The sequence below is a fragment of the Microbispora sp. ATCC PTA-5024 genome, assembly GCF_000511135.2.
Taxonomy (GTDB): Bacteria; Actinomycetota; Actinomycetes; order Streptosporangiales; family Streptosporangiaceae; genus Microbispora; species Microbispora corallina.
This window is the reverse complement of sequence record NZ_KI866525.1, coordinates 33,408-49,947: the sequence shown is the minus strand read 5'-3', so window position 1 is coordinate 49,947 and position 16,540 is coordinate 33,408. Positions and strand designations below refer to the sequence as shown.

Here is a 16,540-nt window from a genome sequence, read left to right as displayed (position 1 = left end):
GCATACTGAGTATCCATGTCGGTCAGGCATGGTCTGCTCGCCCTGCTCAGCAGGGGGCCCCGGCACGGCTACCAGTTGCGGGTGGAGTTCGAGGCGTCCACAGGGGCGACCTGGCCGCTCAACATCGGCCAGGTCTATACGACGCTGTCCCGCATGGAGCGCGACGGCCTGGTCACGCCGGGGGAGTCCGACGAGCAGGGTCGGGTCGTCTACACCATCACAGCGGCCGGACTGACGGAGATGGCGCGATGGTTCGCCACCCCCGTCGTCCAGTCGGAGCGGCCGCGGGACGAGTTGGTCATCAAGCTGGCCATGGCCGTCGCCGCCAGGGAGGTGGACGTCGCCGAGGTCATCCGCAGGCAGCGTACGGCGACCATGTCGGCCCTCCAGCAGCTGACCAGGGCCAAGCGAGCCGCCGCGGACGGCACCGACGGCGTGGCCCAGCGGCTCGTGCTCGATTCCATGATCTTCCAGGCCGAGGCCGAGCAACGGTGGCTGGACCACTGCGAAGCCGTTCTCAAGGAGGAGAGATGACGGTCGTACGGCTGGCCGAGGTGGCCAGAGTCCACGGGGAAGGAGCGACGGCCGTGCACGCTTTGAAGGGCGTGAGCCTCGAGGTCGATCCGGGAGAGCTGGTCGCGGTCATGGGGCCGTCGGGGTCCGGCAAGTCGACGCTGCTCAACCTCGCGGGCGGGCTCGACCGGCCCACGTCGGGGACGGTGCACATCGGCGAGCAGGACCTGGCCGCCGTGCGCGACCTGGCGGCGCTGCGGCGGCGCGCGGTCGGCTACGTCTTCCAGGACCTCAACCTCATCACGTCGCTGACGGCGGCGGAGAACGTCATGCTGCCGCGTGAGCTCGACGGCGTACGGGCACGCCTCGCCCGGGAGGAGGCCATGGCGGTGCTGGCGGAGGTCGACGTCGACGACCTGGCCGACCGCTTCCCCGACGAGCTGTCCGGGGGGCAGCGCCAGCGGGTCGCGATCGCCCGCGCCCTGGTCGGCGAGCGGCGCCTGCTGCTGGCCGACGAACCGACCGGCGCGCTCGACACGCGCACCGGCGACGAGATCATGCGGTTGCTGCGCGCCCGCTGTGACGCGGGCGCGGCGGTCCTGCTCGTCACCCATGAGCCGCGCTACGCCGCCTGGGCCGATCGGGTGGTGTTCCTCCGTGACGGGGTGATCGCGGATTCCGCGAGCGCACCGCTGGCGAGCGCGTGATGAGCGCCGTCCGCGCCGCGCTGCGCATCGCCCGGCGAACCGCATGGCGTTCCCGGGGACGGAGCGCGCTCATCATGGTGATGATCGGCTTGCCCGTGTTGGTGATCACGGCGGTGCTCACCCTCACCGAGACCATGCAGGTCAGTCCGCGGGAAGGACTGGTGGCGGAGCTCGGCGCGGCCGACGCCCGCCTCACGCAGGTACCCGAGGGCACGTCGGAGCTCCGCCAGACGCCGAACGGGGCGTCCTTCAGCACCGGCGGCCAGGGCGGCGCGCCCGTGCCCCGGCTCGGCGCCGCCGACGTGACGGCGCTGCTCGGGCCGGGCACCCGCGTGATCCCGTTCGACGCCGGCGTGCTGCGGCTGGGCACCGAGCGGGTCGACGCGCTGCGGACCGACCTGCGCGACCCCCTCACCAGGGGAATGCTGGCGCTGAGTGAAGGCAGGCTTCCCGCTGCGGCCCGCGAGGTCGCGGTGACACCCGCGCTCGGCCTGCGGCCGGGCGAGCGTCTGCAACCGTCCGGCGGGGCGCCGCTGACGGTGGTGGGCGTGGTCGAGCATCCGTTCCGGCCGTCGCTCCGAGAGGTCGTGGGCCCGGATCTCGCGGTGGAGCCGGTCGATGAGCTCTGGTCTCCTCACGGGTACGGCACCGGCTGGCTGGCCGACACCCCCAGGCCCGTGAACTGGACCGACGTGCCCGCCCTGAACAAGGCCGGCCTGTTCGTGACCTCTCGCGGCATGCTCACGGGCCCGGCGGGCGACCCGGTCCGCGCCCCGGGCGTCGACGTCCAGAGCACCGTCGGGATCGGCGCCATGGTGATCATGGTGATGCTGGAGATCGTGCTGCTGGCCGGGCCCGCCTTCGCGGTCGGGCTGCGGAGACGGCGCAGGGAACTGGCAGAGATCGCGGCACAGGGCGGCTCGGCCGGGCACCTGCGCCTGATCGTGCTGGCCGACGGACTGGTCCTCGGCGGTGCGGCCGCGCTCGCGGCGACGGTGCTGGGCATCGGGGCCGGAACGCTGGGCGCGCCGGTCGTGGCGCGCTGGGGAGGGCAGGCCGGCCCGCCGGACGTGCCGTGGCCGCCGGTTCTGGTCGTCGCCGCGCTGGGCCTGCTCACCGGGCTCGTGGCGGCGCTGGTGCCCGCCGTACAGGCGGCCCGGCAGAACACCGCGACGGTGCTGGCCGGACGCGCGGAGGCGGCGGCCGACCGGCCGGGACTGCCCGTGGCGGGGGCCGTGCTGGTGCTGGCCGGGCTGGGGGCGACCGTGGTGGCGCGCCGCCAGGCCAGCTCGATGTGGGTGCTCGCCTCCGCGGTGCCGGTCCTGCTCGGGCTGGTGATGGTGACGCCGTGGCTGGTCGGCCGTACGGGACGGCCGGCCGCGTGGTTGCGGCTCCCGCTCCGGGTGTCCGTCCGAGACGCGGTCCGCCACCGATCCCGGACGGCGAGCGCCGTGGCGGCCGTCATGGCGGTCACGGCCACGGTCGTGGCGGTGGGCATCGGCACCTACAGCGAATACGTGGACCGGCGCGACGCCTACACCTCGGCACGCCCGACCGGCACGCTGGCGATCTGGGCCGGCGCCATCGGCGACGCCGCGTGGACCGGGCTTCGCGCGGAGGTGGCCCGTCAGTTGCCGGGTGTGCCGCTGGCCGCCGGCTACCAGGCGAGGAACGCCGAGGGCCGCCGGTACGCGCTGCGGTACACGGTGCGGTGGAACGGCGTGCGGACGCGCCGCACGGCGGCCGTCGGCGACCAGGATCTGCTGGGGCTCCTGCAGGGGCGCCACGACCCGCGGGCGGCCGCGGCGCTGGCGAGCGGCAAGGCCGTGGTGTTCGACGCGGCCGCGGTGCGGAACGGCAGGCTGACGCTGCGGGCGAGCTCCACGGGAGGCCCCCCGCGCACGCTCGACGTGCCCGCGGTGGTGGCCACACCCGCCGACGAGCACCAGGGCGGCGCCCTGCTGCCGCGTGCCCTGGTCGAGCAGGCGGGTTTCTCGACGGCGGAGCGCCAGCTGTACGCCATGTACCGGCTGCCGGAGAGCTCGACGCTGCCCCGCGATCTCGCCAAGGTGACTCCCCGTGTGACCGTCGCCTTCGAGGAGGGCTATCGCAACGTGCCCGACCCCGGCCTGTGGGGCTGGCTCGTGGGGGCTCTCGTCCTGGTCGTCGGCGGCACGCTGGCCGCGACCCGCCTGGCGTCCGCCGACATGCGTCCCGAACGGGCGACGATGTCGGCAATCGGCGCCCCGCCCGGGACGCTGCGGCTGGTCGTGGCCGGCCAGGCGCTCTACATCTCCGGGCTCGGCGCGCTGATGGGGCTGGTCGCCGGAACGGTGACGGGACTGGCGCTGACCCGGCCGATGACGACGCACGGCGCCGGGGATCCCGCCACGATCGCCATACCGTGGTCGTTCGTGGTCGCCGTGGTGGTGGGGCTGCCCGTCCTGGCGAGCGCGGCCGCGCTGATCACCCGGACCAGACTGCCCCTCGCCCGCCGGCTCCCCTGACGGGAATCTCCTCGCGACGCCCCGCCGGAGCATCAGCGATGGTGGTCGTGGTCGTGGTCGTGGTCGTGGTCGTGGTCGTGGTCGTGGCCAGGGGGGCGTCGCGCCAGGACCTCGGTCCGTGCGGCGACCTCGTCCGTGGAGACGGCGCACAGACCGGCGAGGACGTCCTCCAGGGCGGCCAGCCAGAGCCGGTAGTAGTCGTAGGGATCGTCCGGCGCCGCCGCGGTCTCCCAGGCCGCGATCCTGGCGATCAGTGCGGTCTGGAACTCCGGCCAGGTGAACGCGCCCGCCTCGTACAGGCTGACGGCCATGCCGAAGGCGCGGCTCTGCCACGGCTCGGCGAACACCAGCTCGCCGTTGGAGCGGGGCGGCGCGGCCCGGCCCTCGACGTCCAGCGGCGCGGTCACGGTGCCGCCACCTTGGCCACGCCGACCATCGCGTCCCGGGTCACCAGCGGCACGAGTTCGTCCTCGGACAGGTGCTCGGTGCCGGCGGGACGTTCGGGCAGCACCAGCCAGCGCACCTCACTGGTGGAGTCGCGTACGGTGATCCGCACGTCGTCGTCGAGCTGAAGTCCCATCTCGGACAGCACCGTGCGCGGCTCCCTGACCATGCGTGAGCGGTAGGCGGGGTCCTTGTACCAGCTCGGCGGCAGGCCGAGAACCGGCCACGGGTAACACGAGCACAGCGTGCACACCACCACGTTGTGGCTGCTCGCGGTGTTCTCCACCACGACGATGTGCTCGCCCTGCGGCCCCGAGAACCCCAGTTCCGCGATGGCCGCGGTGCCGTCATCGAGCAGCCGCCGCCGGTATTCCGGGTCGGTCCACGCCTTCGCGACGACCTTGGCGCCGTTGAGCGGGCCCACGTTGGTCTCGTAGGTGGCGATGAGCCCGTCCATCACTTTCGGGTCGATCAGGCCCCGTTCGGTGAGCAGTTGCTCGAGCGCCTCGGTGCGCAGGGCCACGGGATGGGATCCGTCCGATCCGCCGGTGGTGGTCATGAGATGGTCTCCAGGTAGCTTTCGAACAGTTCCACGGTGAGCCCGAAGGGTTCGGCGGCGGCGCCCCACAACTCGCGTGAGTCGAACCGCACCGAGTAGACGTGCTGCGGGTTCTCGCCCCGGAAGTGGGCGTTGGTGTCCGGCAGCACGGCAGCGGGCTGGATGAGCTCGACGACGCCGATGTGTCCCCGCACGTAGCCCGGCAGCCGGGTGTGCCCGGGCACCGACAGGTCCTTGGCGCGTACCCGCTCGCCGACGGCGAAGGCCGGCGCGGTGCCGACGGAGCGCAGCGACCCCGCGCCGGGCGCCACGGCGGCCGGCGCGCGGTCCGTTCGGGCGGCGGGGATCGGCGGCTCCTCCAGGTGTTCGCCGCGCAGGGTGCGGACGCGGGCGTCGATCGCGCCCGGCGCCAGGACGGCGCTTTCCGTGAGCATCAGCTCCGCGCCGTTGAGCCAGCGCCCGTAGTAGCCGTCGTCCAGGTAGGCGGCCCGGTCCAGGCGCTCGAGCGCGTGCCGGAAGGCGTCCGTGTTCTGGCCGCCGCACGCGATGCGGCTGGAGAGAAGCGCCAGCGCGAACGCCCGGCCCTGCCACTCTTCCGCGAAGATCGGCTCATCACGGCTCGGTGGGTGCGTGGGTCCCCATCCCGGAGTTCCCCCCATGTCGGCGATACCGTCCATCGCATAACCCCCAGATGGTGCGATCGTGTGTCGAGAATCGGATGCAGCTGTGATCGGGAGCCTTCTGCAAGCGGGAAGGCCGCGCGTCTCTCAGCGGACGCCGGTCTGGCCGCCGGCCCGGTTCCAGCGGTGTTCGACCTTCGCGATGCGCCAGTAGCCCAGAGCGCAGGCCCACACGGCGACGAAGAGTCCGGCGATGACGAAACCGGCGTTGTTCAGGTCGACCCCGGAGATCCGGCTGGTGACCGGGTCGGTCAGGGCGAGCTGGTCGTGCAGGGATCCGACCAGCTCGATCGTGCCGATCAGGAACGCGACCGCGATGGACAGGCCGGTGACGGTCAGGTTGTAGTACACCTTGCGCACCGGGTTGGAGAACGCCCACTGGTACGCGACGTTCATGAAGGTCCCGTCGAGGGTGTCGAACAGGCTCATCCCGGCGGCGAACAGCAGCGGCAGGCAGACGACCGCGTACCACGGCAGCCCCGCGGCGGCGCCGGATCCCGCCATCACCATCAGCGTGACCTCGGTGGCGGTGTCGAACCCGATCCCGAACAGCAGCCCTACCGGGTACATCTGGCCGGGGCGGGAGACGGACCTGGTGAGCCGGCCGAGGACGCGGCTCATCAAGCCGCGGTTGTCCAGGTGCCTCGCCAGCTCGTGCTCGTCGAACCGGCCCGCCCGCATCGCCGTGAAGACCCGCCAGATCCCCGCCAGCGCCACCAGGTTGAGCGCGGCGATCAGGTACAGGAAGCCGCCGGACGCCACCGTGCCCGCCACGCCGAGGCTCTGGCGGGCGCCGGAGGTGTCGTTGGTCAACGTCGTCAGCCGCACGCCCGCGGCGATGCCCGCGGCCAGCAGCGCCACGACGGTCGAGTGGCCCAGCGCGAACCAGAAGCCGGCGGACACCGGGCGTTTGCCGTCGGCCATGAGCTTGCGGGTGGTGTTGTCGATCGCGGCGATGTGGTCGGCGTCGAACGCATGCCGCACGCCGAGGGTGTAGGCGGTCACGCCGAGCCCGAGGCCGAAGACGTCGCTGCCGACCTTGTAGTGGTGCGGAGCCACGAACGCGGCCAGGATCCCGAACGCCACGAGATGCAGCGCCGCGATCACCGCCATCAGTCCACCCGTACGCCACCAGTCCCGGCGTTCCCAGCGAACGACCGAGGCGGCGGGCGTCACGCCGGAAAGCACAACGGTGGGGGAGGAGTTGTCGGGCAGGGCCATCGGGGTCAGCCTCTCCAGGGTCTCGCGAAAGGGTCTCGCGAACGGGTCTCGTACGGTGCCGGGGCGATCGGCTGAAGAAGCGGAGCGTTCGGCATCGGAACAGTCGCCCGTACGTCCAGAGGTTCGTCGGCGTGGGAGTCGTCGCGTCCGCCGGAGCTTGGCGCGACCAGGGCTCAGGACGGTTCCGGCAGGTTGATCGTCTTCGCGAGCCGGACCATCACGTCGAACCGTGCCAGCTGGTCGTCATCGACGACCGGAGGCGGCGCCTGACCCGGCTGGACGGGTGCGGCGTAATCGGCGATGACCTGTTCCACGCCGGGGGGAGTGAACATGAAGATCATCCTTGCGGCATGGTTGCCCTTGTTCGTGAAGCGGTGGCGTATCCCCCGGGGGATGTGGATGAAGTCGCCCGCGACAGCCGTGAAGGTGTGGTCGCCGTCCAGGAACTCCAGTTCCCCGTCGAGGATGTAGAACGTCTCCTCCTCTCCGGGGTGGGCATGGGCCCCGGGACCGCCGCCCGTGGGAACGGTGGCCTCGATGAAACCGAAGCCCCCGTTCGTCTGCGCGCCGGTCGCCTTGATGGTGTAGACGTCGCCGGCCGCCCATACCGTCGGGCCCTGACCGGAGGGCACATACAGCGCACCGCGCTTGTTCCAGCGCGGGTCGGCGGAGTCCAATTCGGCAAGTGAGAAGCTCATGGGTACCTCGTTCGTTCTGGATCAACATGGAGACGAGATGTCGGCGCCGCGCCCCGGCAGGGTAGGGCCGACAGGCCGTGCTGTCTGTCGCAGGCGCCGGGGCGGCTGTGGCCAGGTGACGGCATGGTCGCCGGATACGGAGGCCCCTTCGGTGGAAGGTCTCGCCCATCTCAGGGGTGCCGTCGGAATTAGGAGCATATACTCGTATTTCCGGTACGGCAACGACAACCCCCGGGTCCACCCCGCCGCTGTCCGCCGACGGCCGGGCGGCTGCCTTCAGAGGTGCGAGCAGATGCTCCTATCCTGGGCGGGAAGGCTGTGGAGGACACGATGACGAGTGCGGCGGCGAAGGCCGACCTGTGCAACAACCTGGCACTGCGCAAGGCGAGCCGGTACCTCGGCGCGACCTACGACAAGGCCCTGACCCCTGTCGGTCTCCGGGCGACGCAGTTCAGCATCCTGCAGAAGCTCAGTGCGCACGGGGAGATGACGATCACCACCCTGGCCGACATGATCGCCATGGATCGCACGACGATGGCCTCCAACCTCAAGCCGCTGGCGCGGGAGGGCCTCGTGACCGTCGAGCCGTCGGCGGCCGACCGCCGCGCACGCGTCGTCACGCTCACACCGGACGGCCTCGCCCGATTTAGGGCGGCCCTGCCCCTGTGGCAGGCGGTGCAGGATCGGTTCGAGGAGAGTTTCGGATCCGACGAGGCAGCCCAGCTGCGCGCGTCCCTCCAAGCCGTCCTCGACACCGGGTTCGACCCCTGGGCGGAGTAAGCCGGTCGCTCGCCGCTTTCGCCCGGGTCTTCCGTGAGCGGTCGGTTGGGCGGTGACAACCGGCGTTCCCAGTTAACGTTCTTTACAATTCTCCTTCAGTGGAGCAGGCCACTTGTGCTGTGTGGCGAACCGTTTCCCCACGGCGGGCGGTAGGAGGCGCACCCCCATTTGGCACAGTTCTTTATGGATCAGGACGCAGTTTCAGGGAGCGTCATTTCAGGGAGCGTCGATGCGGCTCGGGCACGGGAGAAAATCTCCTAGCCGCAGGCACGGTTCCACCTGCTGGTGTCCGCCAGGGTCTTTGCGGACACGACGCCGCCGAAGGCGCCCCGGCTGTAGGTCTCCTGCTTCACGCCTGCGGCATCGGTGACGGCGACCACATCGTTACTGGTCCCGGCGTGCTCATAGCTCGTGGTGGTGCCGCCCTCGGTGCGGCCGGTCGGCGCCGGAGGTGAGGCGGTCGCGTTCGCCGTAGGTGAAGGTGTCCGCTCAGGCGCGGGTGCGGCTCCCGGGGAACCTCCCCGACCGCACCCGGACCACCCCGGCCACGACGAGGCAGGCAACCCCGTCACCCAGGCTTCAGCCGGGCCGCCGGTGTCACCGGTGCGTGCGCCTGCCGGTACTCTCCCCGGGGCACGGAAGACGTGATGGGGGACGGCCATGAACACAACCGCCGATCGGATGGCGGCTGCGTACTTCGACGCCATCGAGCTCCTCTGCGGGGTGACACCGAAGGGCTGGTACGCCGAGAGGGGCAGCGCCCGGGCGGCGGTGACCCACGCCGGCGTCCCGACGCTGAACGTGGCCTACGACACGACGCGGGAACCTGACCTCGGGGCGCTCGACGCGATGGCGGCCGAGGTCGGCAGGCAGGGCGCGCCCTGGTCGATCATGGTTCGTGGCGAGGCGGGCGACGGGGTCGCCGACCTCGCGGCCCGGCACGGGCTGGCCGGCCGCTCGGATCTGCCGTTGCTGGCCTGCTCCGCGGACATCGCGTACCGGGCCGGCGCGGCGCAGCGGCAGCTGGTGCGCCGGGTCGGCGCCGCCGAGAACGACCTCTACACCGACACGCTCACCCGGGCCTTTGAAGCTCCCGAGGGCGCCTTCGGCTCACTCATGGGCGGCGGCGTGCTCGACGCCGACGCAATCACGGGCTATCTGGCCGAGGAGTCCGGACGGCCCGCCGGGACGGGGCTCGGTGTGCGGACGTCCGGCGTGGTGGGGGTGTTCAACATCGCCGTCGTCCCGTCCGCGCGGGGCCGTGGACTGGGCCGGGCGATCACCGAGACCGTGCTGCTGGACGGCGTCGCGGCGGGCGCGGACGCGGCCTATCTGCACTCCAGCGCGATGGGCCGGCCGCTCTACGAGTCGATGGGCTTCCGTCTGGTGGAGACCTGGACCGTGTTCGCGTGACGGACGAGACCTCCGGGTCGAAGACGGGGACATCTCAGAGATGGAAGAGGACCATGAGCTTCAGTGAGCGCGTGCGCTCGGCGTTCCGGCGGGGTGAGACCGACACCGTGGTGCGGATGAGCGAGGCCGAGATCGAGCGGGCCCAGGCCGCCGGCGACCCGGCGGGGGAGGTGGAGGCCAGGTACAGCCTGGCCCGGGTCGCCATCCGCGGCGGCGACCTGCGTGGCGGGCAGGCCAGGGCTCTGGAGGCTCTCGAGGTCGCGCTGCGCTCCGGCGACCGCGGCCTGGAGGAACGGCCTCGCCACGTGCTGGCCGGCGTGGCCCGCATGTCGGGCGACCTGCTCCGCGCCCGGGATCTGTACCGGGAGAGCATCGCCCTCAACGAGGAGCTCGGCCGGCCCGAAATGGTCAACTCGGAGTACCACAACCTCGCGTTCTGCGAGCTGGGCCTGGGCAACCTCGACGTGGCGAGGAAGCTGTTCGCCGAGAATCGCGAGCGGGTGTTCGGCAACGGCTGGGCGGACTTCGTGCCGTACGTCTGCGTGGCGGGCGCCGCACTCGCCTCGGCCGAGGGCGACCACGTCCGCGCGGCGCGGATGATCGGTGTCACGGATGCCGCGTTCGCGGCGATCGGCCAGGTGCCCGACCCCGACGACGCGGCCGACCTCGCCAAGATGCGCGCCGCCGCGATCGGCTCGCTCGGCCCGTCCGCCTTCGACGAGGAGTACGCGCGAGGACGGCTCCTCCAGCCGCGTGAGGCCTTCGCCGACGAGCGACGCTGACGCGACGGACACCGAGGGCTCCCGCGCCGCCGGTGCCGCCCGCCGAGCGCCGCACTCCTCGCATCCGTCCGCCGGACCGCCGGATCGCGTCGGTCCGCCGGACCGCGTCCGTCCGCCGGACCGCGGCCCGGCGGACGGTCACGTCCCTCTCACAGGCGGGCAGATCGGGCTCGGGTCCTGCGCCGGGGGCTCGGTCCTGACCGGTTGCAGGGCGTCGCGGAAGTCCAGGGTGAGCGGGCCGGCGCAGCCCGGGCGGCGGATCGTGATCAGCCCGTCATGCCCGGTGGAGCTGAGGAAGGGGCCGTCGGCCAGCGGCAGGGACGTGAGGTCGTCCGGCTGCTTCGTGCCGTCGATCTCCAGGAGGTCGGACAGGTACTTGCCGCCGGGCCGGTACAGCTGGAAGCGGTACGTGTGCCCGTCGGGGGCCTGGAAGGTGTACGGCGTGCTGATGTCCAGGTAGCGGGGGAGATCGGCGTTGAGCTCCTTGGTCTTCGTGGCGAAGGTGCTGAACGGCATGGCCGTGTGCTCCACGGCGTAGAAGAATCCGCCGTTCTGGTACGGCGGCAGGACGCCGTTCGGCTGGTCGATGTGCACGGCCACGTAGAAGCCCAGCCCCTGGCAGCCTTCCAGGTCCAGCAGGAGCCACTGGCCGTCCGATTCGGGGCCGGCGCAGCGCAGCCAGCGGTGCGGGACCACGCCCTGGACGCCGCAGGCGAAGCCGCCGGAGACGCAGGTGTTGACCACGGAACGGTCCGGCGGGTCGCTGACGTCGCGCCGCGCCCCCTCGAACCGGATCAGGTCGGCCGCCTCCACGTCGGCCCCGGTCGGCATCAGCGTGGTCGGCTGGGCGACGCCGCGGTCCTTGAACCCCCTGATCCTGTCGGAGCGGTAGCCGCTGTTGAGGAACACGCCACCCGCCGTGATCATGAAGGAGGGCGAGCTGGAGTAGATCTCCACGCCGGGATCGGCGTCGTCCGCGTCGGGGTGGATCTTCGGCCGGTTCCCCTGGAAGAAGGTCTGCTGGTACGGCGTGCCCTTGTTCATGGCCAGTTCGTACGCGGCCCTCGGCGGCCGGTAGGAGGAGAGCCCGGCGATCATGGCTTCCAGCCGCCAGTGCGCCGGGATCTTCCCACCCGTGTGGTCCGACAGGCCGGTGTAGGCGAGGAAGAAGGCGGTCTGCGGGTCGGAGTCGCCGGAGTAGTAGCTCTTGTTCGCCGCGTCGGTGTGGTCCGCCAGCCGCCGGAAGGGCCCGCTCCGCCGCAGCATGTTGCTGGACGTGGCGAACTTCGTGGTGGTGTAGTCGAGGACGATCTGTGCGCCGGTGCGCACCGCCCTCTGCCGCGCGAAGTCGTACAGGTTCAGCAGTCCGTTGATCGAGTACCGCTGGTAGGGCCGGGCGTTGAACTCCAGGAAGTCGTGCTGGGCGATCGTGTGCATGAAGCGCAGCAGATAGGCGTCCATGCCGTTGACGTGGTTGTCCCAGACCGCGTCCTGCGTGGCGTCGAAGAACAGCTGGTTGGTCAGGTACCGGGCCGTCTCGATCAGCAGGACGTGGTTCTCCGACTCGGGCGACACGAACAGGCAGATGGACTTGCCCTCCTCCGCCACCGAGTGCGGCCCGCTCATCGTGAGCAACTCGTGCAGCAGGCGGTACCACACGTCGTAGTCGAGCAGGTCCCGCTGCCTGTACGCGATGTAGACCAGCCCCTTGAGGAAGGTGTCGTAGTCGCCGACGGTCTTCTCCTCGATCGGGCAGTCGTCGGTCTCGGTGCCCACCGGTTTGGTGGGGACATCCCGGAGGAACTCGTTGACGAGGAGACGGCTGGGCAGGTCGCCGTCGCACGCGTCGTCGGGGCCGTCGAGCCTGAGCCGCTGCAGCCGGGCGACGAGCCGCCCCGCCTCGCCCTCGCCCGGTGACGGGTCGTCCAGGTCCAGCGCGTTCAGGCAGGAGTACGACCGGACCGCCGCGTCGGTTCGCGCCTTCTGGGTCGCCATGGCCGTCGCGGGGTCCTTCGCGGACGCCGCGGAGATGTCGACGTCGCCGTCGACGGGCTTCGGCCGTACGGTCACCGGGATCGTCCATTTCTGCCGGCAGGTCGAGCCGGACAGGAGGCCGCCCTTGTCACAGCCCTCCACCGTGAAGGTGACCGGCTTCCCGCCGGACGGCAGCCCCACCCGCAGCCGGCCCGACACCCGGGATCCGGTGACCGTCCGCTGCTGCGGGTCGGTGCCGTCGCTGTCCCAGCGCACCAGGAAGCGGTCGTAGTCGAACCGCGGCCGGGTCGGCCCCCATTCGACGACGGCCCCGTCGGCCTCCTGGTAGGCGGCCACGACCATGCTCTCTCCCTGTTCGGGCGACCAGGTGATCTGCCCGCCCTGGAAGGTCTGCCGCATGCCGCGCCGGCCCGGAACGTCCTCCTCCGGGCCCGTCGGGCAGCCGAGGAACCCGGCGGGCCCGCGTAGCTCCAGCCACCTGTCACGGATCAGCCCGACCGGCTGCTGTCCGCAGAGCGGCTCGGACGCCGGCTGGAAACGCAGCCGGACGGGCACGGTCCACTTCTGCCTGCAGGTGGCTCCGCCGAGGAAGCCGCCCCTGTCGCACCCCTGGACGGTGAAGCCGTACTCGCCGAACCCCTGCAACCGCGCGGTCCACCGCCCGAGGTCGCCGTCCGCCGGCGACATGCGCCTCGCGTCACGCTCGTCCTGCCCCAGGTTGACGCCGTCCCTGTCCCAGCGGATCTGCCAGAAGTCGTACGTGTACGGGGTCGAGGGCCCCCAGTCCACGCTGACCCGGTTGCCCAGGAGATAGGCCGCCACCGTCATGTGCTCGCCCTGCTCCGGCGACCAGACGATCTGTCCTCGTTCGAAGTTCTGGCGCTTGCCCCGGTGTCCGGGGACGTCCTCCTCCGGGCCGGTGGCGCACCCGAGCGGGCCGGAACGCGAGCCCATGTCGAACCACTTGACGCCGATCTCGCCCTGAGGCCGTATCGGGCACTCGGGGGGAACTCCGTCCTGGGACCCGCCGCCGCCCCTGTCGAGCCGGGTGCTGACCGGGATCGTCCAGCCCTGCCGGCAGGTCGAGCCCTCGTACCTGCCCTGGTCGCAGCCCTCCACGATGAAGGTGTAGGTGCCGTTCCTGTCGGGGTAGATCACGTGCGACCCGGAGTCGGACCAGCTGAACCTCGCGCTGTCCTGGCCGAGGTTCTGGCCGTCGCGGTCCCAGCGCACCAGGAACTTGTCGTAGTGGTACGGGCCGGTCGGCCCGAACTCGACGACGGCCGACTTGCCCAGCAGGTACGCGGCCACCGTCATGGCCTCGCCCTGCTCCGGCGACCAGGCCACCTCGCCGCCCTCGAACGCCTGGCGCTTGCCGCGGTGCCCCGGCACGTCCTGCTCAGGACCGGTGGGGCAGCCCAGCGGCCCGTCCCTGCCTTCGAGCAGGACCCACCGCGTGTGGATGGGACCCACGGGGAGCAGCGCGCACGTGCCGGCCGAGGCGGCGGTGGCGGGCGGCACGCCCAGTGCGGACGCGATCAACGCCAGGACGACGAGAAGCCGAGTGACCATGGTGGCAGTGTCATCCGCCCCTCACGGCGGTCACATGAGTACCCGCCTACTCAACCGGCGGGCTTAACCGTTTGCCCGCGGCCGGCGTGCGTTGAGATGCTCGGCCGGGCAGGAACGGAGAGGAAACCGCGACGTGGCCGTCACCGGATCCAGCAAGCCGTCTTCCAGCGAGCCGTCAGCCGGCGAGCCTTCATCCAACGAGCCGTCTTCCATCGGGCCGTCAGCCGGCGAGCCGTCGTCCCGCACGCCGCCGGAGTCCGAGCCGGAGGTCCGTACGGTGGCCGGCGTCCTTCGCGGCGGCCGGGAGGCGGGCCTGGCGGTCTTCCGCGGCGTCCCGTTCGCGGAGCCGCCGGTCGGGGCCCTCCGGTTCGCCGCGCCGCGGCCGGTGCGCGGCTGGGACGGGGTGCGCCCGGCGGTCGCGTACGGCCCGCCGCCCCCGCAGTCCGGCCTGCTCGGGGCGTCCCAGGACGCCGCCGGCGACGACTGGCTGACGCTCAACGTCTGGACACCGGACCCGGATCCCGAGGCGGGGCTTCCGGTGATGGTGTGGATCCCCGGCGGCGGGTACGCCATGGGCACCTCCAGCCTCCCTGAGTACGACGCCGGGCACCTGGCCCGGGGCGGAGTCGTGGTCGTGACCCTCAACTACCGTCTCGGGATCGAGGGTTTCGCGCAGATCGAAGGAGCACCGGCCAACCGGGGCCTGCTCGACCAGGTCGCGGCCCTGCAGTGGGTGCGGGACAACGTCCGGATGTTCGGCGGCGACCCCGACCGGGTCACGATCTTCGGTCAGTCGGCGGGCGGCGGATCGGTCGCCGCGCTGCTCGCCATGCCGCGCGCCTCCGGGCTGTTCCGCCGGGCGGTCGCCCAGAGCGTGCCGGGGACGTTCTTCTCTCCTGAGCTGGCCGCCGACGTCGCCGCCGCCTGCGCCGCCGAGCTGGGGGTTCGGCCCACGGTCTCGAGCCTGTCGGAGGTGTCTCCGGCCCTGCTGCCCGCGGCGGGCGACGCGATCGCCGCCACGACGGTCCGGCGGCGGGAGCGCTGGGGGCGGATCGCGCACCGGCCGATCCCGTTCGCCCCGGTTGTCGACGGTGACGTCCTGCCGGCGACCCCCTGGCAGGCGCTGGCCGGCGGCGCGGCCCGGGACGTCGGGCTCCTCGTCGGGCACACTCGTGACGAGCACCGGCTGTTCAGCCTGATCGACGGCGTGCTCGGCCAGGTCACGCGCGAGCAGACGGAGACCGCTCTGCGCATGCTCGCGCCCGGCCCGGACGGCGCACGCCGGTACCGTGAGGCGTTCCCGGCCGCGGCCGACGAGGAGCTGTACGAGCTGGTCAACGCCGACTGGCTGTTCCGCATGCCGAGCCTCCACCTCGCCGGCGCGCAGATCGCCGGCGGCGGCCGGGCCCACCTCTACGAACTGACCTGGCCCGCCCCGGGGTTGGGCGGCGCCCTCGGCTCGTGCCACGGCCTGGACGTGCCGCTCGTCTTCGGCAACCTGAGCAGCGGGCAGCCCGCCGTCCTGATCGGCGATCCACCCTCCCCGGCGGCGGAGGAGCTGTCCGCGCGGATCCGCGGGGCCTGGACGGCGTTCGCCGCCCAGGGCGACCCGGGCTGGCCGCCGTACGACGCCGGCCGCCGCCTCGCACAGCTCTTCGACACGCCGTCGACGGTCGCCGCCTACCCCGAAGAGACCTCGCGGCTGCTGTGGCAGGACCACACCTTCCCGCCGCTCCCGCTGCTCGCAGGGTGAGACATCGTCCCGCCGGGTGGCCCCCGGGCGGCGCCGCGACGGGGAGTGATTGACTTGTTCGCATGAAGGTTGGTGTCACAACGTTCATGACGGATGAGGGCATCGGACCTGCCGCGCTGGCCACGGCGTTGGAGGAGCGCGGTTTCGACTCGCTCTTCCTGCACGAGCACAGCCACATTCCCGTGGAGCGGGAGACGCAGTTCCCTGGGGGCGGCGATCTTCCCAGGGTGTACTACCGGACCCTCGACCCGTTCGTCGCGTTGACGGCGGCCGCCACGGTGACCCGCGACCTGCTGCTGGGGACCGGGGTGGCTCTGCTGGCCCAGCGCGATGTGATCCATACAGCCAAGGAGGTCGCCAGCCTGGACCTGGTGTCCGACGGCCGGGTGATCTTCGGCGTGGGCACGGGCTGGAACCGCGAGCAGATGCGCAATCACGGCACCGATCCACGCAGGCGGGGAGCCCTGCTGAACGAACGGCTGGCCGCGATCAAGGAGATCTGGACCAGGGACAAGGCCGAGTTCCACGGCGAGTACGTCGACTTCGCCCCGATCTTCTGCTGGCCGAAGCCGGTACAGCACCCGCATCCGCCCGTCTACATCGGCGGCGACGGCCAGGCGGCGCTGGGCAGGGTGGCGGCGCACGGCGACGGCTGGATGCCGCACGCGGTGGGGCACCCGGCCCGGGTCCGGCCCCAGTTGGACCGGTTGGCCGAGGTCGCCGGGGACGTGCCGGTGATCGTGGCGTCCGTGCCACCCGATCCCGAACTCGTCGCCGCCTACGCGGAGGCGGGGGCCGGCCGCGTGGCGCTTTCGCTGCCGACCCAGCCCGAGGCCGAGACTCTGCGCACGCTGGACGCGTTCGCCGCGCTCGTCGGTGACTGCCGGTAGCCACGCGCCCGGCGGGGTCCACGCGA

The 16,540-nt window shown here is 72.0% G+C and carries 14 protein-coding genes; 8 read left to right on the top strand and 6 right to left on the bottom strand.

The annotated features are described in order from the left end of the window. Positions 1–15: 15 nt before the first annotated feature. From MPTA5024_RS26265 to MPTA5024_RS26255, 3 genes are read left to right on the top strand one after another with little or no spacing between them, the layout of a single operon-like run. A complete protein-coding gene (locus MPTA5024_RS26265) occupies positions 16–534 on the top strand; it encodes a PadR family transcriptional regulator (protein WP_036329622.1) in 519 nt (172 codons plus the stop codon). After that, the gene (locus tag MPTA5024_RS26260) at positions 531–1,220 is read left to right on the top strand and encodes an ABC transporter ATP-binding protein (RefSeq protein WP_036329620.1); all 690 of its coding nucleotides are present in this window, start codon (positions 531–533) and stop codon (positions 1,218–1,220) included. Before MPTA5024_RS26265 ends, MPTA5024_RS26260 begins: the two co-directional genes overlap by 4 nt. Then, complete coding sequence (locus tag MPTA5024_RS26255) at positions 1,220–3,727, top strand: ABC transporter permease (protein ID WP_036329618.1); 2,508 nt, start codon at positions 1,220–1,222, stop codon at positions 3,725–3,727. Before MPTA5024_RS26260 ends, MPTA5024_RS26255 begins: the two co-directional genes overlap by 1 nt. A gap of 32 nt (positions 3,728–3,759) precedes the next feature. On the opposite strand, the gene MPTA5024_RS26250 is transcribed toward MPTA5024_RS26255, so the two are convergent. The 5 genes from MPTA5024_RS26250 to MPTA5024_RS26230 form a co-directional block, all read right to left on the bottom strand. Further along, the gene (locus MPTA5024_RS26250; protein ID WP_036329616.1) at positions 3,760–4,134 is read right to left on the bottom strand and encodes a nitrile hydratase accessory protein; all 375 of its coding nucleotides are present in this window, start codon (positions 4,132–4,134) and stop codon (positions 3,760–3,762) included. Further along, positions 4,131–4,730, bottom strand: coding sequence for a nitrile hydratase subunit alpha (nthA, locus tag MPTA5024_RS26245; RefSeq protein WP_036329615.1), 600 nt, complete (start codon positions 4,728–4,730; stop codon positions 4,131–4,133). The genes MPTA5024_RS26250 and nthA overlap by 4 nt, the downstream gene beginning before the upstream one ends. After that, entirely contained in the window at positions 4,727–5,407 is a 681-nt protein-coding gene (nthB, locus tag MPTA5024_RS26240; RefSeq protein ID WP_036329614.1) for a nitrile hydratase subunit beta, read from the bottom strand. Before nthB ends, nthA begins: the two co-directional genes overlap by 4 nt. A gap of 90 nt (positions 5,408–5,497) precedes the next feature. After that, entirely contained in the window at positions 5,498–6,631 is a 1,134-nt protein-coding gene (locus MPTA5024_RS26235; RefSeq protein WP_036329612.1) for a HoxN/HupN/NixA family nickel/cobalt transporter, read from the bottom strand. A gap of 173 nt (positions 6,632–6,804) precedes the next feature. Continuing rightward, positions 6,805–7,308: a cupin domain-containing protein gene (locus tag MPTA5024_RS26230; RefSeq protein ID WP_232326649.1), complete on the bottom strand. Its 504-nt coding sequence runs from the start codon at positions 7,306–7,308 to the stop codon at positions 6,805–6,807. A 351-nt stretch (positions 7,309–7,659) separates the two neighbouring features. On the opposite strand from MPTA5024_RS26230, the gene MPTA5024_RS26225 reads away from it, so the two are divergent. The 3 genes from MPTA5024_RS26225 to MPTA5024_RS26215 all read left to right on the top strand — a co-directional run bounded on the left by MPTA5024_RS26225 (position 7,660) and on the right by MPTA5024_RS26215 (position 10,304). Then, on the top strand, positions 7,660–8,109 hold the full coding sequence (locus tag MPTA5024_RS26225) for a MarR family winged helix-turn-helix transcriptional regulator (protein ID WP_036330734.1): 450 nt from the start codon (positions 7,660–7,662) through the stop codon (positions 8,107–8,109). Between the two features lie 660 nt (positions 8,110–8,769). Next, positions 8,770–9,522, top strand: coding sequence for a GNAT family N-acetyltransferase (locus MPTA5024_RS26220; RefSeq protein WP_036329608.1), 753 nt, complete (start codon positions 8,770–8,772; stop codon positions 9,520–9,522). A gap of 53 nt (positions 9,523–9,575) precedes the next feature. After that, positions 9,576–10,304: a hypothetical protein gene (locus tag MPTA5024_RS26215; protein WP_036329607.1), complete on the top strand. Its 729-nt coding sequence runs from the start codon at positions 9,576–9,578 to the stop codon at positions 10,302–10,304. A 138-nt stretch (positions 10,305–10,442) separates the two neighbouring features. Here MPTA5024_RS26215 and MPTA5024_RS26210 read toward each other — a convergent pair whose 3' ends face one another. Continuing rightward, entirely contained in the window at positions 10,443–13,871 is a 3,429-nt protein-coding gene (locus MPTA5024_RS26210) for an LGFP repeat-containing protein (RefSeq protein WP_051458695.1), read from the bottom strand. A 133-nt stretch (positions 13,872–14,004) separates the two neighbouring features. On the opposite strand from MPTA5024_RS26210, the gene MPTA5024_RS26205 reads away from it, so the two are divergent. Both MPTA5024_RS26205 and MPTA5024_RS26200 read left to right on the top strand, forming a co-directional pair. Continuing rightward, a complete protein-coding gene (locus MPTA5024_RS26205) occupies positions 14,005–15,624 on the top strand; it encodes a carboxylesterase/lipase family protein (protein ID WP_269750631.1) in 1,620 nt (539 codons plus the stop codon). A 62-nt stretch (positions 15,625–15,686) separates the two neighbouring features. Next, positions 15,687–16,514, top strand: coding sequence for an LLM class F420-dependent oxidoreductase (locus tag MPTA5024_RS26200; protein ID WP_036329605.1), 828 nt, complete (start codon positions 15,687–15,689; stop codon positions 16,512–16,514). The last annotated feature ends 26 nt before the right edge of the window (positions 16,515–16,540 follow it).

What these genes read in the sequence shown, in the direction of transcription:
- MPTA5024_RS26265 (WP_036329622.1), top strand. Translation starts at nt 16, where the DNA reads ATGTCGGTCAGGCATGGTCTGCTCGCCCTGCTCAGCAGGGGGCCCCGG.
- MPTA5024_RS26260 (WP_036329620.1), top strand. Translation starts at nt 531, where the DNA reads ATGACGGTCGTACGGCTGGCCGAGGTGGCCAGAGTCCACGGGGAAGGA.
- MPTA5024_RS26255 (WP_036329618.1), top strand. Translation starts at nt 1,220, where the DNA reads ATGAGCGCCGTCCGCGCCGCGCTGCGCATCGCCCGGCGAACCGCATGG.
- nthA (WP_036329615.1), bottom strand. Translation starts at nt 4,730, where the DNA reads ATGACCACCACCGGCGGATCGGACGGATCCCATCCCGTGGCCCTGCGC.
- nthB (WP_036329614.1), bottom strand. Translation starts at nt 5,407, where the DNA reads ATGGACGGTATCGCCGACATGGGGGGAACTCCGGGATGGGGACCCACG.
- MPTA5024_RS26235 (WP_036329612.1), bottom strand. Translation starts at nt 6,631, where the DNA reads ATGGCCCTGCCCGACAACTCCTCCCCCACCGTTGTGCTTTCCGGCGTG.
- MPTA5024_RS26225 (WP_036330734.1), top strand. Translation starts at nt 7,660, where the DNA reads ATGACGAGTGCGGCGGCGAAGGCCGACCTGTGCAACAACCTGGCACTG.
- MPTA5024_RS26220 (WP_036329608.1), top strand. Translation starts at nt 8,770, where the DNA reads ATGAACACAACCGCCGATCGGATGGCGGCTGCGTACTTCGACGCCATC.
- MPTA5024_RS26215 (WP_036329607.1), top strand. Translation starts at nt 9,576, where the DNA reads ATGAGCTTCAGTGAGCGCGTGCGCTCGGCGTTCCGGCGGGGTGAGACC.
- MPTA5024_RS26210 (WP_051458695.1), bottom strand. Translation starts at nt 13,871, where the DNA reads ATGGTCACTCGGCTTCTCGTCGTCCTGGCGTTGATCGCGTCCGCACTG.
- MPTA5024_RS26200 (WP_036329605.1), top strand. Translation starts at nt 15,687, where the DNA reads ATGAAGGTTGGTGTCACAACGTTCATGACGGATGAGGGCATCGGACCT.